The 19349-nt window shown below is 50.0% G+C and carries 17 protein-coding genes; 14 read left to right on the top strand and 3 right to left on the bottom strand.

The window, feature by feature from the left end; genetic code table 11:
* The first annotated feature begins 485 nt into the window (after positions 1 to 485).
* Positions 486 to 1430: a cell wall hydrolase gene (locus tag ACSTTO_RS09940; protein ID WP_439273039.1), complete on the top strand. Its 945-nt coding sequence runs from the start codon at positions 486 to 488 to the stop codon at positions 1428 to 1430.
* A 123-nt stretch (positions 1431 to 1553) separates the two neighbouring features.
* On the opposite strand, the gene ACSTTO_RS09945 is transcribed toward ACSTTO_RS09940, so the two are convergent.
* Positions 1554 to 1808: a hypothetical protein gene (locus ACSTTO_RS09945; RefSeq protein ID WP_439273267.1), complete on the bottom strand. Its 255-nt coding sequence runs from the start codon at positions 1806 to 1808 to the stop codon at positions 1554 to 1556.
* 238 nt (positions 1809 to 2046) lie between these two features.
* Between ACSTTO_RS09945 and ACSTTO_RS09950 the strand changes: the two genes are divergently transcribed.
* From ACSTTO_RS09950 to olsA, 5 genes are all read left to right on the top strand, one after another.
* Entirely contained in the window at positions 2047 to 3312 is a 1266-nt protein-coding gene (locus ACSTTO_RS09950; protein WP_439273040.1) for an aminopeptidase, read from the top strand.
* A gap of 172 nt (positions 3313 to 3484) precedes the next feature.
* A complete protein-coding gene (locus ACSTTO_RS09955) occupies positions 3485 to 4702 on the top strand; it encodes a serine hydrolase domain-containing protein (protein WP_439273041.1) in 1218 nt (405 codons plus the stop codon).
* Positions 4703 to 4934: 232 nt separating this feature from the next.
* Positions 4935 to 5657, top strand: a complete 723-nt coding sequence (gene tsaB, locus ACSTTO_RS09960; RefSeq protein WP_439273042.1) for a tRNA (adenosine(37)-N6)-threonylcarbamoyltransferase complex dimerization subunit type 1 TsaB — start codon at positions 4935 to 4937, stop codon at positions 5655 to 5657.
* Positions 5658 to 5664: 7 nt separating this feature from the next.
* A complete protein-coding gene (rimI, locus tag ACSTTO_RS09965; RefSeq protein ID WP_439273043.1) occupies positions 5665 to 6165 on the top strand; it encodes a ribosomal protein S18-alanine N-acetyltransferase in 501 nt (166 codons plus the stop codon).
* A complete protein-coding gene (gene olsA / locus ACSTTO_RS09970; RefSeq protein ID WP_439273044.1) occupies positions 6162 to 6977 on the top strand; it encodes a lyso-ornithine lipid O-acyltransferase in 816 nt (271 codons plus the stop codon). The genes rimI and olsA overlap by 4 nt, the downstream gene beginning before the upstream one ends.
* Positions 6978 to 6991: 14 nt before the next feature.
* Here the strand turns inward: olsA and irrA are convergent, their stop codons facing one another.
* Entirely contained in the window at positions 6992 to 7438 is a 447-nt protein-coding gene (irrA, locus tag ACSTTO_RS09975) for an iron response transcriptional regulator IrrA (RefSeq protein WP_439273045.1), read from the bottom strand.
* 382 nt (positions 7439 to 7820) lie between these two features.
* Between irrA and fabA the strand changes: the two genes are divergently transcribed.
* The 3 genes from fabA to fabI all read left to right on the top strand — a co-directional run bounded on the left by fabA (position 7821) and on the right by fabI (position 10742).
* Entirely contained in the window at positions 7821 to 8339 is a 519-nt protein-coding gene (gene fabA / locus ACSTTO_RS09980) for a 3-hydroxyacyl-[acyl-carrier-protein] dehydratase FabA (protein WP_439273046.1), read from the top strand.
* Between the two features lie 351 nt (positions 8340 to 8690).
* Positions 8691 to 9914 (top strand): beta-ketoacyl-ACP synthase I, encoded by a 1224-nt coding sequence (fabB, locus tag ACSTTO_RS09985; RefSeq protein WP_439273047.1) that lies wholly within the window; start codon positions 8691 to 8693, stop codon positions 9912 to 9914.
* Positions 9915 to 9926: 12 nt separating this feature from the next.
* Entirely contained in the window at positions 9927 to 10742 is an 816-nt protein-coding gene (fabI, locus tag ACSTTO_RS09990; RefSeq protein WP_439273268.1) for an enoyl-ACP reductase FabI, read from the top strand.
* A gap of 177 nt (positions 10743 to 10919) precedes the next feature.
* Here the strand turns inward: fabI and ACSTTO_RS09995 are convergent, their stop codons facing one another.
* A complete protein-coding gene (locus tag ACSTTO_RS09995) occupies positions 10920 to 11942 on the bottom strand; it encodes a class I SAM-dependent methyltransferase (RefSeq protein ID WP_439273048.1) in 1023 nt (340 codons plus the stop codon).
* 469 nt (positions 11943 to 12411) lie between these two features.
* On the opposite strand from ACSTTO_RS09995, the gene rpsO reads away from it, so the two are divergent.
* The 5 genes from rpsO to metK all read left to right on the top strand — a co-directional run bounded on the left by rpsO (position 12412) and on the right by metK (position 19242).
* The gene (rpsO, locus tag ACSTTO_RS10000) at positions 12412 to 12681 is read left to right on the top strand and encodes a 30S ribosomal protein S15 (protein ID WP_439273049.1); all 270 of its coding nucleotides are present in this window, start codon (positions 12412 to 12414) and stop codon (positions 12679 to 12681) included.
* Positions 12682 to 13045: 364 nt separating this feature from the next.
* Positions 13046 to 15187: a polyribonucleotide nucleotidyltransferase gene (pnp, locus tag ACSTTO_RS10005; RefSeq protein ID WP_439273050.1), complete on the top strand. Its 2142-nt coding sequence runs from the start codon at positions 13046 to 13048 to the stop codon at positions 15185 to 15187.
* A gap of 162 nt (positions 15188 to 15349) precedes the next feature.
* A complete protein-coding gene (gene lnt, locus ACSTTO_RS10010; protein WP_439273051.1) occupies positions 15350 to 16975 on the top strand; it encodes an apolipoprotein N-acyltransferase in 1626 nt (541 codons plus the stop codon).
* Positions 16976 to 17114: 139 nt separating this feature from the next.
* Positions 17115 to 17528, top strand: coding sequence for a helix-turn-helix domain-containing protein (locus tag ACSTTO_RS10015; protein ID WP_439273052.1), 414 nt, complete (start codon positions 17115 to 17117; stop codon positions 17526 to 17528).
* Positions 17529 to 17976: 448 nt separating this feature from the next.
* A complete protein-coding gene (gene metK, locus ACSTTO_RS10020; protein ID WP_439273053.1) occupies positions 17977 to 19242 on the top strand; it encodes a methionine adenosyltransferase in 1266 nt (421 codons plus the stop codon).
* Positions 19243 to 19349: the final 107 nt, after the last annotated feature.

A 19349-nucleotide genomic window follows, 5' to 3' on the forward strand; every position in this document is an offset into this window, starting at 1 on the left:
CCTGCATAGTGGCAAATCGTTAAGCCGCATCTTCACTGATAATCACTGAAATACATTATTTTATGACACCCTGTTATAAAATATGAGGGCGGGCGGGCAGCGCGGATTTTATTGCATGCGGTGGTGATTTTTTCGTATTTTTCATGAAATATGGCACGATCGCACCGCAAATGCAGCAGGTTGATGTCAGCTTCAAGGATTGATCTTCCTGATATTTTTTGCGGTCAGATATGGGCTGCTCCATTTTGTGACATTTTAAAATTAAGTATTAACAAGCTGTTAACTATTGGGGCGCATTTTGGAGATATAAATTTTAACCGATCCCGTTAAAGCTTTCAGGTGCAAAAAAAACGGCTATTTGCCTTCATTTGGCCTAAATATGCAGTGAGCTTTATGCAGCTTTTATTAAAACCTGATTGTCGTGAATATGTCTGAATATTGCAGGCGTTCCGCTTGGGTGAGTCATTGTTGATAAGGATGAACCGTTGAAACGCTCTTATCTAGCGAAAACACTGTTTATCGGTGCGCTGGTTGCCACGCCTTTTATTCTCGCGGGCTGCACCACAACATCGACAGGTTCCAAACCGGATAAAAACGCAAGCGCGGCCACAGAATCAGGCGTAACAATCCGTAACGGTAAGAAAACCTATACCTATACTGCCAAAGATCGGGAATGCCTTGAGCGTGCAATGTTTTTTGAATCTGCCCGCTCCAGCCGCGATGGCCTTGTTGCCGTGGGCACTGTGGTGATGAACCGGCTGATCTCTGAAAAATATCCCGATACAATTTGCGGCGTAGTCGGGCAGAAAAATCAGTTTGCACCCGGTGTTATGACCCGTGCGATGAATTCAAAAGCCTTGCCGGATGTGCGGGAAGCAGCAGATGCCGTGTTGAAGGGGGAGCGGCATCCGAAGTTGAAAAATGCCATGTTTTTCCATACGGCCGGTTTGAAATTCCCATATAAAAATATGCATTATGTGTTGGTTGCCGGCGGTAATTCTTTTTATGAAAAGCGCCGCAGAGACGGTACGCTTGAATCACCGCTGCCGGATACACCTTATAATCTTGCCGCTGCCTATGAGCCGAAGAACCAGTCCATGCCGGAAAGCATATATGATGTCACAACCGGTAAAGGAGATCGTCTGCCTGCTGCCGCGCCGGTTATGGTGGCCTCTGCCGGACAACCGCGATTGGCGCCGGTTCCTGCAGGCCTGTCTGCCACGACAAGAACGGAAGAAACCGCGGTTCAGCTTGCTTATCATATGCCGGAAAACAAATTGCCGGTACCGGCACAATTGCCTTTTGAGACCAAACCCGTTGTTGCTTCAGCACAAAATGCTTTTGCAGGGGTTGACGGGGTAAACAGGCAGAAAGTTGATGCCATTGGCGCATTATTGCTGGCACAAGACCGGCCCGAGCCGGTCTTCTGATCGGTTTCCGGATCAGACAAAGCATGTATACGCGAAGATCAGGGCGATTTTTCGGTTAAATAATATTTCAAAACAAAGGGATATGGCATTTCAGTGCTTTTATAGAACTGAAATGCGTTGATTTCACGGATGTGATACGACCATTGGCTGATAAATCACCATTGGGGTGGAAAATTGCGGCCGGTCATTTTGCCATGCGCGAATATCGGCACGGCGATCCAGATGAAGTTGTAACAGACAATTGGCCATGGCTTCTGTCTTGGGTTTAAAGCCATAGCTGAGGCAGGCTCTTTCATCCTCTGCACGCTGCTGTTCAGGTGTTAGTGTCGTGCAGCCCGCAATGGTTGCAAGCAAAACAGCCGCAAACAATCCTGACATGAGCCTGTGCGTTGTGGCCGGATGTATGATATTGATAATTCGGTTCATTATGTGCCCCGATAAATATGGCTATAGATATATTAACGCTGTTTCTTTTGGCTGGCTATAGATCATCGCATATTACGTTTAAAACAAGGCATAGATGCGGAGCGGATGCGTAAAATCCTGTTTCAGGGGCTGGCCGGATCGGGCGGGCGGGAGTATCTGTGGTAACAGATGAAAAAAAGCGGAGAGTCTTATGTCAGAATTGAGCTGTCCTAATCCTGCTGATGCAATTATTGATCCGGTCAAGCTGGATAAGCTGGCTGAAGTTGCCGTTAAGGTTGGCTTGCAATTGCAAAAAGGGCAGGATCTGGTGATCACCGCGCCGGTTGCGGCGCTGCCGCTGGTAAGGCGGATTGCGGAACATGCCTATAAGGCCGGCGCAGGGCTTGTAACACCGTTTTTTTCTGATGAGGAAATGGCGCTGGCACGCTTTCAATATGCGCCGGATGAAAGCTTTGATCGCGCTGGCGACTGGCTTTATCAGGGCATGGCCAAGGCCTATGCACAGGGAGCGGCACGTCTGGCTGTTGCCGGTGATAATCCGATGTTGCTTTCTGCACAGGATGCCGGAAAGGTTGCCCGCGCCAATAAGGCTCTGTCAATGGCTTATCAGCCGGCACTGGAAAAAATCGCTGGCTTTGATATTAACTGGAATATCGTATCTTATCCCAATCCATCCTGGGCAAAGCTGGTTTTTCCGCAGGACAGGCCGGATGTTGCAACCCGCAAACTGGCAGAGGCGATTTTTGCTGCATCGCGCGTGAACAATGCTGATCCGGTTGCGGCATGGGGGCTGCATAATGCGCAATTGCGCAAGCGCACCAAATTACTCAATGAGTGCAATTTCCGGGCTTTGCATTTTACCGGTCCGGATACGGATCTCACGGTCGGGCTGGCTGATGGCCATGAGTGGCATGGCGGTGCGTCAACGGCAAAAAACGGCGTGACCTGCAACCCCAATATTCCAACGGAAGAAGTGTTTACAACCCCGCATGCCTTGCGCGTTGAGGGCAGGGTTGCCAGCACCAAGCCGTTATCGCATCAGGGCACACTGATTGATAATATATCTGTGCGGTTTGAAGGCGGGCGGATTGTTGAAGCGAGGGCCGGCAAGGGCGAAGATGTGCTGCACAAGGTTCTGGATACGGATGAAGGTGCGCGTCGTCTGGGGGAGGTGGCGCTGGTGCCGCATTCTTCGCCGATTTCGCAGAGCGGATTGCTGTTTTATAATACGTTGTTTGATGAGAATGCAGCCAGCCATATTGCGCTTGGGCAGTGCTATTCCAAATGTTTTATCAATGGGGCAGATCTCACGCCGGATCAGATTGCGGCACAAGGCGGCAATAAGAGCTTTATCCATATCGACTGGATGATCGGTTCAGATAAAATTGACGTGGATGGCATCGCGCAGGATGGCACTGTGGTGCCGGTTATGCGCAAGGGCGAATGGGTTGCATGACTTTACGTGAATAATTGGCAACAGGATTTCAGCCATAGCCGTTTTTTGCGGCTATGGCTTTTTTGATCTCAGTAATTTTACTTTAAAAAATCATTCTCTCGCAATTGTGGCTTGCCGGAATACATGCAGAGGTTATCTTAACGCAAGTGAAGGGACCTGGAGGAGTGATTTTATGAAAAAGTTATTGCGTTTAATCTTATATATATTGGCAGCATTGCTTATACTTGCTGCTGTTCTGGGGGGTATTTTTCGTCAGAAAATTCATGAATATTATGCAGCCTATCAATATGCAAATACATTCAAACCGGATGTAATTGATGAAAATTTCCGTTCACTTTATAAAATTTATCCGTCAATCCGTGTAGAGCGCAGCGGTGAGGTCAGTCCGCTGCCGCGCAATGAGCAGGCTTTGCCGCAAACCTATATTTATCAGGGAGAGACAAAGCGCATTGCCGACTGGCTGGAGCGAACACAAACCACCGGTTTTATAGTGTTAAAGGATGGCAAGGTTCTTCATGAGCAATATGAACGCGGCAATACACCCGAAACCCAGGCTATTGCCATGTCGATGTCAAAATCGACCATTTCATTTCTCATCGGTAATGCGGTGCGCGACGGCCTGATTGATATTAACCAGACAGTGGATCATTATGCGCCGCAACTGGCTGAAGGCGGTTATAAAGGCGTAACCGTTAAAAATGCGCTGCAAATGTCTTCCGGTATTGGTTTTAATGAAGATTACGGCGATCTTAATTCCGATATTGTGCGCTATATTATTCAAATCCTGACTGGATCGGTGAAAGATTTTACCGCCCATTTGCAAAATGTGCGCGAGCAGGGCACGGTCAATATTTATGTTTCTGCTGATACGCAGGTTTTGTCCATGGTGCTTGAGGGGGCAACCGGCAAGCGCATGACCGATTATTTCAAGGAGAAATTATGGTCACGGCTCGGGGCGGAGGCAGATGCCTATTGGCTGGCTGATGCAAAGGGTGATGCTGTATCTGCAGGCGGGCTCAATGCAGTGTTGCGTGATTATGCGCGTTTTGGCCTGCTTTATATGAATGAGGGGCGCAATTTCAAAGGTGAGCAATTGGTTCCGGCTGAATGGGTGCATGAATCTGTAACACCGGATGCGCCGCATCTTATGCCGGGCAGGGATGACCCGGAGGCAGGCAAGCCGCTTGGTTATGGTTATCAGTGGTGGATACCGGGAAAACCACAAGGGGATTTTGTGGCTGTGGGAATCTACGGACAGTTTATCTATGTCAATCCGCAGCGCAAGGTGGTTATTGCCAAAACATCTGCCTATGCCGATTATAATAAAGATGGTCAACAGATGAAGGATGAAAGTATTATCGTCTTTCAGTCTATAGCTGATGCTTTGTAATGAGATTATCTGTATTGCCGCCTGTTCTTAACAGGCGGCAGTATGAATTTTATTCATTGCGATTTACGTTTTATTATTTGTACTTCTTATGAAGTAATCTGGTTGTTTTATGATAATATTTTGCCGGATTCATCATCCTATAAACAGGATAACCGCAACCCTGGCAGGATTTTTTGGCAAGTCTGCAAGCCTCTACTTGCTGATGGCGGCATTCTGCTTTAGGGCGTAGATTATGATAATACTTGCTCTTGATACGGCTGGCAGCCTGTGTGCCGCAGCACTTTATGATGCTGACCGTCAGAAAACTCTGGCTGCTGTCAGCCATGATATTGGCAAAGGCCATGCAGAAGTGCTGATGGATTATGTTGCGCAATGTTTTGACATTGCCGGTATTGCGCGCAATATGGTCAGCCGCATTGCCGTTAATATCGGCCCCGGCTCATTTACCGGCGTGCGGGTTGGGGTTTCTGCTGCGCGCGGCTTCGGGCTGGCGCTTTCATGTCCGGTTATTGGTGTCAGCGGTTTTGAGGCTCTTGCCTGTGAGATGCGTGAAAAGGCCGCTGATCAGGCGTTATTTGCTGCATTTTCAGCCTATCGCGGCGATATTTATGCGCAGGCTTTTGCCGCAGATGGCACAGCTTCCACGCCTCCGCTTGCAGGCAGCGAGGCGGAGATCGCCGCGGTTTTGCGGCAATTGGGGGCGGATTATGCCCTGTGCGGCAGTGCTTCTGAACGGCTGAATATTGCGCTTGGATGTAACCGGAAAATAATTGGCACAGCCCAATCCGCCGCAATCGCCACATTTGCCCGCCTTGCCGCACAGCGCGAGGCCGGAATTGCGCCGGAACCGCTCTATATGCGCGGGCCGGATGTAAAGCCGCAGGCAGGTTTTGCCTTGCCGCGTGTGCAATCAGCAAATATGAATGCGCCGCGCAATAACGGGCAGGAAGGGTAGACGTGGAATGATCAGCCTGCCTTTTTCTCGTCCAGATTTTATTCTGGAAAGGCTTGTGCCGGCCGATAGTGCTGCACTTGGGCAAATACATGGTGAGGCCTTTCACCATGCATGGAGCGAAGAGGATTTTGCCGGAATGTTATCTCAGGATAATATTTTCGGTTTTATAGCCCGTGCGGTCGGCAAGCCAAAACAGGCCGCAGGCTTTGTATTGGCGCGTTTGGTTGCCGGTGAGGCGGAAATTCTGACAATTGCGGTCAGTTCTGCTATCCGGCGTCGTGGCATCGGCCGTGAGCTGATGGAGGGCGTATTGCGTTATCTGCATCATGAGCGGGCGGAGAGCCTGTTTCTTGAGGTGGATGAAAGCAATATGGCCGCGCAGGCTTTGTACCGGCGTTTGGGCTTTATGCAGGTTGGCCGGCGTCCTGCCTATTATGAAACGGAACAAGGGCGCAGTAATGCCCTGATATTGCGCAAAAAAGTGCAGGAAGTCACCCTGTTGCCATGATTGGTATTATCCGCATAGCAATTATCGTCAGCCTGTTTTGCAGCCTTGTTATATCGCTGGTGCCGTTTCAGTATTTATTTATGCGCCTGCGTCTGGGCTGGCAGCGTTCTCTGCCGCGGCTTTTTCATCGTATTACAGCGCGGCTTCTGGGCTTTCGGGTGGTTGTTCACGGGCAGCCTGTGCAGGAGCGGCCATTGCTATTGGTTGCCAATCACATATCCTGGAGCGATATCGTGGTTTTGTCTTCCGTTGCCAATGTCTGCTTTATTGCCAAATCTGAAGTGCGCAAATGGCCGGTTTTTGGCATATTGGCGGTGTTGCAGCGTACGGTTTTTGTTGATCGTGAGAAAAAAGGCCGTACAGCACAGCAGGCATCTGATATTGCTCTGCGTCTGGCAGGCGGTGATGCGATGGTGCTGTTTCCTGAAGGCACAACCTCAGACGGCAACCGTGTTTTGCCGTTCAAGACCTCCTTGTTTGGCGCAGCTCATGCTGCAATCCGCGAGGCGGGTGAGGAAAAAGTGATCGTGCAGCCGGTTTCCATTGCCTATACCGGTGTGCATGGTATGCCGATGGGGCGTTTTCACCGGCCGATTGCCTCATGGCCGGGTGATATGCAATTGATGCCGCATCTCAAAGGCATTCTTAAAGAAGGTGCTGTTGATGTGGAAATTCGTTTTGGTGAACCGCTTTGCGTAACAGCGGATACCAATCGCAAGGAATTGGCGCGCATTATGGAAGGGCGTGTGGCCGCTATGCTCCACAGCTCATTGATGGGGCGTGAAATTGCCGCAGCCGGAGAGGAAAAATAGCAATATTGCCGCTGTCAGGCTTTATCGTCCTTGCGGCGCAGGCGCACAATCACATCAACATTCACAATTTCCATGCCTTCCGGCGCTGCCGGAAGATTGCTGACCACAGGTTGCCCTGCAGTGCCATCCGGAATATCGAAAACGATATTTTCACCCTCAACAAAGAAATGATGATGATCGGAAATATTGGTGTCAAAATAGGTTTTTGACCCTTCAACCGAAATAATGCGCAGCATTCCGGCTTCAGTAAACTGATGCAACGTATTGTAAACAGTGGCAAGAGAAACCGGAACGGATGCAAATACAGCCTCTTCGTGCAGTTCTTCTGCTGAGAGGTGGCGATCGCCATGGGCAAAAATCAGGCTGGCAAGCGCGACTCTCTGGCGTGTCGGCCGCAAACCGGCAGCACGCAGGCGCTCTTCAATTGAAGCATTGCTGGCATGGGATGCATGAATATTCATCACTGATCCGTCACAAGCTTGTAATAATTGATCCAAAATTTAATTTTCAAGAGCTGTTGCCCATCCTGTCACAAGATTGATATATGCGCTCAATGAATGACTGGCAATAGCTATTCTTGTCTATCTTGCCAGGCAAATTGTTTCTCGCAGGTGTTTTACAGCAGGAAACACTCTGTGTTAAAGCATTTTGTAAGCCGGATTAGGCGCCCGGTTAGGGCTCCGGTTACGGCTTAAGTGATGCGGGCTTATAAAGTCTGGAGCGGGCGCAGATATAATCAGATGCGTTATGCTTCGCAAATATGCAAGGTTTTGTCTGGCTCTGGCGGATGATCAATTCGTACAAGCCGCACAGATGACAGATAGATAAGGATTGGAGTGGGTAATGGCAGAGCGCAAGTCAAGTTACGGATATGAGGAGCTTCTTAGCTGCGCACGGGGTGAAATGTTCGGGCCTGGTAATGCTCAGCTGCCTTTGCCGCCGATGCTTATGGTGCATCGCATCACCGAGATCTCTGAAACCGGTGGTGAATTTGATAAAGGCTATATCCGCGCTGAATATGATGTGAAGCCGGATGACTGGTATTTTCCCTGCCATTTTCAGGGCAATCCGATTATGCCCGGCTGCCTTGGTCTTGATGGCATGTGGCAGCTGACCGGCTTTTTCCTTGGCTGGCTTGGTGAGCCAGGCCGCGGCATGGCGCTTTCTACCGGTGAGGTGAAGTTCAAGGGCATGGTGCGTCCTCATACAAAATTGTTGCAATATGGCATTGATTTCAAACGTGTGATGCGCGGCCGCCTCGTTCTGGGCACTGCTGATGGCTGGCTCAAGGCTGACGGGGAGACCATTTACAAGGCAACAGATCTGCGTGTCGGCTTGTCTAAGGAATCTGCATCTGAATAACGGATTACAGCATTTAAAATGATCATTGGCCTAAAGGCTTTTGTATTTTGCGCAGGATTTTGCCAGGGCAGAGCTTGATTGTCGGGCAATATTGCACAAAATGTTACGATAAGCCGGTGATATGCTGCAAATTTTTCCGGCAGCAGAAAAACAGGGCATACAGACGGGAAGACGCTTGCTTGAAGCAGCCCTTTTGCCTGTTTGAAAATATACCGGAATAAAGAACAGGGCGGATGTTGGGCTATCGGGGTTCCGGCATCTGTTCCGGCCGCGCAAGATGAACAATTTTGCTGCACCACGACAAATAATGTGTCTGAGGCTGAACAGCCGGACGGCGCGAAGGAGATTTCAATGCGGCGTGTTGTCGTTACCGGAATGGGGATTGTATCCTCAATTGGCAATAATACCGAGGAGGTTCTGGCTTCCCTTTTTGAGGCCAGATCGGGTATCCGTCGGGCTGAGGATCAGGCTGAGCTTGGTTTTCGCTGTCAGGTTTCCGGTGCGCCGCAGATTGATGTTGAGGCTCTGGTTGACCGCCGCGCCATGCGTTTTCATGGGCGCGGCACTGCGTGGAACCATGTGGCCATGGATCAGGCTATTGCCGATGCCGGTTTAACCGAGGATCAGGTTTCCAATGAACGCACCGGTATTATTATGGGCTCGGGCGGGCCATCAACGCGTGTGATTGTTGAATCTGCCGATATCACCCGTGAAAAAGGGCCAAAGCGCGTTGGTCCTTTTGCCGTGCCCAAAGCCATGAGCTCAACCGCCTCGGCAACACTTGCCACTTTTTTCAAGATCAAGGGCATTAATTATTCGATCTCCTCGGCCTGTGCAACGTCCAATCATTGCATCGGCAATGCGGTGGAGATGATCCAGTATGGCAAACAGGATCGTATGTTTGCCGGCGGCTGTGAAGATCTTGATTGGACCTTGTCGGTATTGTTTGATGCGATGGGGGCAATGTCGTCAAAATATAATGACACGCCGGAGCGTGCTTCCCGTGCCTATGATAAAAACCGCGATGGTTTTGTTATTGCCGGCGGTGCGGGGGTGCTGGTTCTGGAAGATCTGGAAACCGCTCTTGCCCGCGGCGCCAAGATCTATGGCGAGGTTGTCGGCTACGGCGCAACATCAGATGGTTATGATATGGTTGCCCCGTCCGGTGAAGGGGCTGAGCGTTGCATGCGTATGGCGCTTTCTACCGTAAAAGACAAGATCGACTATATTAACCCGCACGCCACCTCGACACCGGCGGGCGATGCGCCGGAAATTGAGGCAATCCGCCGGGTTTTTGGTTCCGGCGATGCCTGTCCGCCAATTTCGGCCACCAAATCGCTGACCGGTCATTCGCTGGGAGCCACCGGTGTTCAGGAAGCGATTTATTCTTTGCTGATGATGCAAAATAATTTTATTTGCGAAAGTGCGCATATTGATGAACTTGATCCGGAGTTTGCCGATATGCCGATTGTGCGCAAACGCATTGATAATATTAAAATTAACACGGTACTGTCCAATTCCTTCGGTTTTGGTGGAACGAATGCAACGCTGGTATTCCGGCGTTATCAGGACTGACGGAGAGAGATGATGCAGGGTTTAATGAAAGGCAAACGCGGATTGATTATGGGTGTTGCCAATAATCACTCCATTGCCTGGGGCATTGCAAAACAGCTGGCCGCACAGGGTGCGGAACTGGCCTTTACCTATCAGGGGGAAGCGCTTGGCCGCCGCGTCACACCTTTGGCTGAGCAGGTTGGTTCAACTTTTGTCCTGCCATGTGATGTGGAGGATATTGCATCTGTTGATGCGGTTTTTGCCGAGATTGAAAAGAAATGGGGCAAGCTGGATTTTGTGGTTCATGCCATCGGCTTTTCCGACAAGTCGCAGCTTAAAGGCCGCTATGCGGATGTGACAACGCGTGAAAATTTCAGCCGCACTATGGTGATTTCCGCCTATTCCTTTACGGAAGTGGCGCAGCGCGCTGAAAAACTGATGAAGGATGGCGGTTCAATCCTTACCTTGACCTATGGCGGTTCAACCCGCGTGATGCCGAATTATAATGTCATGGGCGTTGCCAAGGCGGCTCTGGAAGCGATGGTGCGTTATATTGCTGATGATTACGGCGAGCGCGGCATACGGGTCAATGCAATTTCTGCAGGCCCTGTCCGTACTTTGGCGGGTGCCGGTATCAGCGATGCCCGCGCAATTTTCAATTATCAGGCACGCAATTCTCCGCTGCGCCGTACGGTCAATATTGAAGAGATCGGAAATTCGGCTCTCTATCTTCTGTCTGATTTATCAAGCGGCGTGACCGGCGAAATTCACTATGTGGATTCGGGTTATAATATTGTGTCAATGCCAAATCTGGACGAGTTGAAAAAGGCCGACGAAAACGCCGACTGATAGATTGAATGTAAATTCAAAAAATATCGCAGGATTATTGTCGTGCCAAAAATGTAAAACGTTCCGGCTTGCACATAATCGATAAAAATAAAAGCGGCTCCGGTGATGATTATAACCGGAGCCGCTGCGTTTTTTACCATATTATCCAAAGTGCTTTTTTAGTTTTCTGCAGCGGCTTTACTTGCGGGCCTCTATGATTTTAAAGCCCTCTTTTTCCTGTAATTGCAAAACCTGCCGGAAATGTTGCCTCAGAACGATCTCATAAGGCAGCTGGCGGTTGGCCACCATCAAAAAACGTCCGCCGGATTTAAGCCTTTTGGCAGCAGCGGTGATAAAACTCTGCCCCAGCGCAATATCAGTGTTGCGGCCGGTGTGAAATGGCGGATTACTGATCACCGTGTCGTAAATTTCAGTTATTGGCTCACTGGCAATATCGTGCCAGTAATAATGCAGCGCTATGGCCGGATTGTGCGCCGACAGATTAAGTTTTGCCATTTCCAGCGCTTCATAATCAGCCTCATATAGATCAATACGTGTGAGCCTGTCCTGAAAATCAAGACAGGCGGCACTTAAATAACCCCAGCCTGCGCCAAAATCGGCCACTTGGCCAAAAACAATATTTTTCAGATGCGGCACCAGGAGGGCAGAGCCTTTATCAATCTCGCCATGGGAGAACAGGCCTGCTTTTGTGCGGAAGCGCCCGTCTATGTGTTTCTGCACGGGAATCAGCTGCTTTATGGTTGCAGGTGCAATCACGTCGGGGCGCGTCATCCAGTAAACAACAGCATGGTTTTTGGAAAGGCGGTCAATGGCAGGCGCAATCTGTTCGCTGCGCTTGCGAAAACTGTCAATGCCAAGTTTTTTATCACCGGCAATAATGATCAGGCCGCCCGGTCTGACCTGTGTGAGCAATGTTGCCAGCCATTCTTCATTGCGGCCGCGATGTTTGCCAAGCAGGATCATGCCGCTATTGTAAAATGTATCTTTTTCTGCCCGCGCTGCCGCTTTAAATCCGGCTTTATTGAGCGCCAGCCATTCCGGCCTGAAAGGCTGGATGCAGTGTAATGTTTGTTTCCGGGCAAACGGCAAGGCGGGATCTGCACTGATACCGAAACAAAGGCACGCATCGCCAAGGGCGGCTAAATCCAGGGTTTCATTCTCAAAAGGCAAAAAAAGTGTGTGTTGTGCGGGGCTGATCATGGGTCTTTATCGGATATGAGAATGATAACAAGAAAATCGTGCGGTTGCAGCAATACAGATATTATAAGGTTGATGATAGTGATGCCATAATGCTTTGATGAATGACTTTATTAAAATTAGGCTCTGAGCTCATTAATTGCACCGGATATAATGATTATCACAATGCATAAGGCTGATAGAAAGCTGTGCTGACAATGAATGTAAAAGGCGGCAAGGTAACACCGGCCTTTAAGTTTTACGAAACATATTTCGTTTTTTCCACTCTCGTGCGGGCTTGGCGCCGGCCTTGCATTGCAGGCTTTTTTGAAAAGTGTCTGGAAATAAGCCACAGTTTCCATTATATGCTGGATAGGTTCTGCCGCCTGCCTCCCTTTTGCAAGGCAGATACAGAGCTTTATAAACGGCCCTGGCTGGACGACATCTTGGCCGCGGGCGACTTTTTTCTCCTCTTAAATAAAAGGATATTACGATGTCGATTACTGCTGAACGCAAACAGGCTCTTATTAAAGAATATGCAACCAAAGAAGGCGATACCGGCTCTCCCGAAGTCCAGATCGCTGTTCTCTCGGAACGCATTTCCAACCTGACAGATCACTTCAAAGGCCACAAGAATGATAATCATTCCCGCCGTGGTCTCTTGAAAATGGTTTCTCAGCGCCGCAATCTTCTCGACTACCTCAAAGGTGTGGATGAAGCGCGCTACCAGAAACTGATCGCACGTCTCGGCCTGCGCCGCTAAGCGCATCAACCGGCGAAAACCATTGTGGTTTTCGCCGGTATTCTTTACCGGACAGATTTCAAACAGAAAGACCATCCGGAGCAACAGAACAAACGGCGCCTTGCGGCGGCCAATGTTCTGCACATGCAATACTGCAGCAATGGCGGATATGTATTTCGGCTATAAATGCAGAAGGACTTTACAAAAATATCGTAAAAGTCCGATATGGAACTGTATTGAACAGGATCTGCAGGCAGGATTGCAGGCAGCTCGTAAATAAAATGCCGAGCTTCCCGTTGTCTTGCCCGCGCCCTGTTCCAAACCGGGATATTGCCGCACGAAAACCCGTGCAGGCCATGAAAATATTCCAAAACAAGGACAAGATATGTTCAACACACATAAAGTTGAAATCGAATGGGGCGGACGGCCGCTCATTCTCGAAACCGGCAAGGTTGCCCGTCAGGCAGATGGTGCGGTTATCGCCACTTATGGGGAAACAATGGTGCTGGCCACTGTTGTTTCTGCCAAGGAGCCAAAGCCGGGTCAGGACTTTTTTCCCCTGACTGTTAATTATCAGGAAAAAGCCTATGCTGCCGGCCGTATTCCGGGCGGCTATTTCAAGCGTGAAGGCCGCCCGAGCGAAAATGAAACTCTGGTTTCCCGTCTCATTGACCGCCCGATCCGCCCGCTTTTTGCCGAAGGCTACAAAAACGATACACAGGTTATTGTCACGGTTATCCAGCATGATCTGGAAAATGATCCGGACATCCTGTCAATGGTCGCTGCTTCTGCGGCGCTCACCCTTTCCGGCGTGCCTTTTATGGGGCCGATCGGCGGTGCGCGCGTTGGCTATATCAATGGTGAATATGTTCTCAACCCGCATCTTGATGAAATGGCTGAATCGAAGCTGGATCTGGTTGTGGCCGGCACCAGCGATGCTGTGCTGATGGTTGAATCAGAAGCGCAGGAATTGTCTGAAGACATCATGCTTGGTGCTGTCATGTTCGGTCAGAAGGCTTTCCAGCCGGTGATTGATGCAATTATCAGCCTTGCTGAGGTTGCAGCCAAGGAGCCGCGCGATTTCCAGCCGGAAGATCTCTCTGCTGCGGAAGCCGCAATGCTGGCTGTTATTGAGGATGATCTGCGTGCTGCCTATAAAATTACTGAAAAACAGGCACGTTATGCCGCAGTTGATGCAGCTAAGGCGAAGGTCAAGGAACATTTCCTGCCTGAAGATGCTGAAACAACCGAATACAGTCCTGAGCAGATTGATACTGTATTCAAGACGTTGCAGGCCAAGATTGTCCGCTGGAACATTCTTGATACCGGCAGCCGTATTGACGGACGTGATCTTACAACCGTGCGCCCGATTGTATCAGAAGTTGGCATTCTGCCACGTACGCATGGTTCAGCCCTGTTCACCCGCGGTGAAACACAGGCCATTGTTGTGGCAACACTTGGCACCGGTGAAGACGAGCAGTTTATTGATACGCTGACCGGCCTGCAGAAAGAAACCTTCCTGCTGCATTATAATTTCCCGCCTTATTCTGTTGGTGAAACCGGACGCATGGGCTCTCCCGGCCGCCGTGAAATCGGCCACGGCAAGCTGGCATGGCGTGCGATCCATCCGATGCTGCCTGCCAAGGAGCAGTTTCCTTACACGCTTCGTGCCGTGTCGGAAATCACCGAATCCAACGGTTCGTCCTCCATGGCCACCGTATGCGGCACCTCGCTGGCGTTGATGGATGCCGGTGTGCCTCTCACCCGCCCTGTAGCCGGTATTGCCATGGGTCTGATCAAGGAAGGCGATCGTTTTGCCGTTCTTTCCGATATTCTCGGTGATGAAGATCATCTCGGCGATATGGACTTTAAGGTAGCCGGTACTGAAAACGGTATCACTGCATTGCAGATGGATATCAAGATTGACGGTATTACCGAAGAGATCATGAAAACCGCTCTGGAGCAGGCCAAAGGCGGCCGCGTCCACATTCTGAGCGAAATGGCAAAGGCGCTGAGCGGTGCCCGCGCTGAACTTGGTGAATTTGCACCTCGTATTGAAGTGATGAACATTCCGACCGATAAGATCCGCGATGTGATCGGTTCCGGTGGTAAGGTTATCCGTGAGATCGTTGAAAAGACCGGTGCCAAGATCAATATTGAGGATGATGGCACGGTTAAAATCGCCTCATCTTCGGCCAAAGAAATTGAAGCCGCCCGTAAGTGGATCCACTCCATTGTTGCTGAACCGGAAGTTGGTGAAATTTACGAAGGTACAGTTGTTAAAACGGCTGATTTTGGTGCATTTGTCAATTTCTTCGGCCCGCGTGACGGCCTTGTCCATATTTCGCAGCTTGCTGCAGATCGCGTTGCCAAAACCACTGATGTGGTCAAGGAAGGCCAGAAGGTTTGGGTCAAGCTGATGGGCTTTGACGAGCGCGGTAAAGTGCGCCTGTCGATGAAAGTTGTCGATCAGGAAACCGGCAAGGAAATCATTGCCGAGAAAAAAGAAGAAACAGCGGCAGAATAAGCCTGTTTCAAACCCCGCATATTGTTGATATGCGGGGTTTTTTCTTGATATGCCTGTTCTTCAGGTTCCCTAGCTTATTGGCAGTTGAATAGCTTCACTCTTGCCGTCCGGTTTGAATGGAATCTGCGTAAAATTCATATCTAGAAATGGCCAAGCCTTCCCATGTTCAGCGCATATTCCAAACCAATTGAGCAATTGACCGGATGGCGGAAAATTCTGCTGACCATATTGGCCGGTGCTGTTGTAACACTGGCATTGCCGCCATTTGATTTTTTGCCGGCAGGTTTTATTGGCTTTCCGCTGCTGGTTCTGCTGACAGGCAGACAAACAGCTGACGACAATGTGAAAACATCCGGTCTTCTGGCGCGCCTGCGACCGGCTTTTTACACCGGATGGCAGTTCGGCTTTGGTTATTTCCTGGCCGGTCTTTGGTGGATCGGCATGGCACTGCTGGTCGATGCTGAAAATTTTGCATGGGCACTGCCGCTTGCCATTCTTGGCCTTCCGGCATTTTTGGCTCTGTTCTTCGCTTTTGCCGTGGCGCTTGCGCAAATTTTCTGGGGTGAGGGTATTATTCGCATTCTTATACTGGCACTTTGTCTTGGTATCAGCGAATGGCTGCGCTCTTTTATTCTCACCGGTTTTCCGTGGAATGCTATTGGCTATACCTTGATGCCGTCGCCGTTGTTTATGCAATCAGTCACAATTACCGGTCTCTATGGTATGAATGTACTGGCTGTGGTGATTTTTGCCATGCCTGCCTTGTTATTTGGTAATGAGAAGCAGCGTTTTGGCTGGCGCACGGGTTTGCTCACCGCATTTACCCTGCTGGCAGCTCATGCCGGCTATGGTGCATGGCGGCTGCATCAGGCACCGGCACTGCATGAGCAGACGGCAGCAAATGCACCGGTTATCCGGCTGATCCAGCCATCCATTGCGCAGGATGCCAAATGGGACAATCAGCTGCGCCGTACAATTTTTGACAAGCATCTTGATCTAAGCCGCCAGCCGCCTGCCCAAAATATGCGCTTGCCTGATGTGATCATCTGGCCGGAAACATCCGTGCCCTATGTGCTGCCGCTGGCGAGCGAGGCTGTGCAGGCCATGGGAAAAATATTACAGCCGGGCCAGATCATTCTGGCCGGAGCAGTTGAAGCGCAAATGGGGGCGCTTGGTCAGGAACCGGCTTATTTTAACAGTATTTTTGCCATCGATTCTTCCGGGCAGATCACGGATATTGCACGCAAGGTGCATCTGGTGCCTTTTGGTGAATATTTGCCGCTGGAAAATTTTTTGCGTGCATTGGGCATGCAGGAAGTGGTGGAAATGCCCGGCGGCTTTACCGCGGCAAAAAGCCGGCATGCTTTGCGCGCCAATGCCAATCTCACTTTGCTGCCATTGATCTGCTATGAGGCCATTTTCCCCTCTGAACTTGGCTATCAGGGCAAGAAAGCCGATGCGATCATCAATATTACCAATGATGCATGGTACGGGAATACACCGGGGCCTTATCAGCATTTCCGGCAAGCGCAGCTGCGCGCTGTGGAACAGGGCATGCCGCTGCTGCGTGCCGCTAATAATGGTATATCAGCTGTTGTTGATTCTTATGGTCGAATCACCGGTGAAATGCAGCTCAATGAAATCGGTTTTATTGACCGTCCCTTGCCGCCGCGCGCTGCAACCTTTTGGGGAAAACCCGCCGGAGAACAACAGTTCGTCGCTATTCTGATCGCCCTGCTTGTAATTTCATGTGGTTTTCAGGGTGTCCGTACCAAGCGTTTCGGTTGACATCATATTTTTGATACTATGATATACATATGAGGCTGATGAAATTTCAGATGAACCAATAAATTCCCGAAAAATAGGCTGATTTGAGCATATCATTTTTCATCAAGGAAAGCTCGCATTAGCGAGGAGCATTTAGTGAATGACCGAGAATAAAAAGAAACCCAATCCTATTGATATTCATGTGGGTAGCCGGATCCGACTGCGCCGGAATATGCTCGGTCTCAGCCAGGAGAAACTTGGAGAGAATCTCGGCATCACGTTCCAGCAAATTCAAAAATATGAGAAGGGCACCAATCGTGTTGGTGCAAGCCGCCTTCAGGCTATTTCTTCCATTCTGAGCGTGCCTGTTGCTTTTTTCTTTGAGGATGCACCGGAGCAGGCAGGCCAGGCCGCTGCCGGTTTTTCTGAAGAACATGAAACAAATTATGTGGTAGATTTTCTTCATACCAGCGAAGGCGTGCAGTTAACGCGCTATTTTACCAAAATTGCTGATCCCAAAGTGCGCCGTAAAATCATTGATCTGGTAAAAACCCTCGCTAATGAGGATGAATAAACAGAACTGCAAACAAGATTACCTTCCTTTTGCTGCCAACAGGGCATTTGCGGTTTAACCTGAATGATCGCGAAATGCCTGTCGGGTTTATGCCCGCCCACAGACAAACAGGAAAATATTGGGCAAACAGGAAAATATCGCGCCCTTTTCATAAGACAATTGTCCGCCATTTGCTGCACACCGGATCGTGATCGCCGCAAATGCCCTGTTTTTTACATAATTACCGATATAAACACATGCAGATAGTTGTATATCTTGTCATTTCATGCTGATTATACGCTGAAATCGTTTTCCTCGTCCGGAAGTTTTCACGATCAGCTTCGGGCGCATAACTGCATCAGGCTGGCTTATGTGGCCTACAACGCATAAAGCCGCTATTTGGATAATTAAAAGCAACTGTTCCTCCGGTGTGCCAAGCCACTCCGCAGATTTTCAAGAGGGGTTTCCCGTGTCACGCAGTTCCTATCTTTTTACCAGCGAATCGGTATCTGAAGGCCATCCGGATAAGGTTTGCGACCGTATTTCCGATGAAATTGTTGATATGATTTACAAGGAGGCGCGCAAGACCGGCCTTGACCCGTGGTCTGTGCGCATTGCCTGTGAAACCCTTGCCACCACCAATCGTGTTGTTATTGCCGGCGAGGTGCGTGTGCCTGATACATTGCTGAAAAAAGACAAGAATGGCGAGCTCATCCTTGATGCCAAAGGGCATACACAGGTCAATCCGTCACGTTTTCGCTCGGCTGCCCGCAAGGCAATCCGTGAGATCGGCTATGAGCAGGACGGGTTTAACTGGCGTAATGTCAGGATTGATGTGCTTTTGCATCCGCAATCGGCAGATATTGCACAAGGCGTGGATAATGCCGCTGACCGTCAGGGGGAGGAAGGGGCTGGTGATCAGGGTATTATGTTTGGCTATGCCTGCCGTGAAACACCGGATCTGATGCCGGCGCCAATTTATTATGCCCATAAGATTCTTGAGCTGCTTTCTGCTGCGCGCCATTCCGGTGAAGGTGATTTTGCCAAACTTGGCCCTGATGCCAAAAGTCAGGTGACGGTGCGCTATATTGACGGCAAACCGGCAGAGGTTACCCAGATTGTCCTCTCCACCCAGCATCTGGATGCCTCATGGGATTCAGCAAAAGTGCGTCAGGTTGTTGAGCCTGTCATCCGTGAGGCGCTTGGCGATCTGCCTGTTGCTGAAAACTGCAATTGGTATATTAATCCGACAGGCAAATTTGTGATTGGCGGCCCTGATGGTGATGCCGGTCTTACCGGCCGCAAGATTATTGTTGATACTTATGGCGGTGCCGCGCCCCATGGCGGGGGCGCATTTTCAGGAAAAGATACCACCAAGGTTGACCGTTCCGCGGCCTATGCTGCACGCTATCTGGCCAAAAATGTGATCGCCGCCGGCCTTGCCGACCGCTGCACCATTCAGCTGTCCTATGCAATTGGCGTTGCCCAGCCGCTCTCGGTCTATGTGGATTTGCATGGCACCGGCAAAGTTGCGGAAAGTGATGTGGAAACCGCGCTGCGGCAGGTTATGGATCTGTCCCCGACCGGCATTCGCAAACATCTTGACCTCAATAAACCGATCTATGCCAAAACCGCAGCCTATGGCCATTTTGGCCGCAAGGCAGGCCGTGACGGTTCTTTCTCATGGGAAAAGACCGATCTCGTCAAAGCATTGAAAGCGGCGTTGAAAGCCTGATCTTATTTTGCGCTATCTGCAGTTTCAGGGTGCCATATTTGCCTGTGGCGCCCTGATTCTTTAAGAAACACACAAAAACCGGTAGACTTTCCGTTTCCGAATATGTG

It is taken from the genome of Pseudochrobactrum albidum (assembly GCF_051851455.1).
Classification (GTDB): domain Bacteria; phylum Pseudomonadota; class Alphaproteobacteria; order Rhizobiales; family Rhizobiaceae; genus Pseudochrobactrum.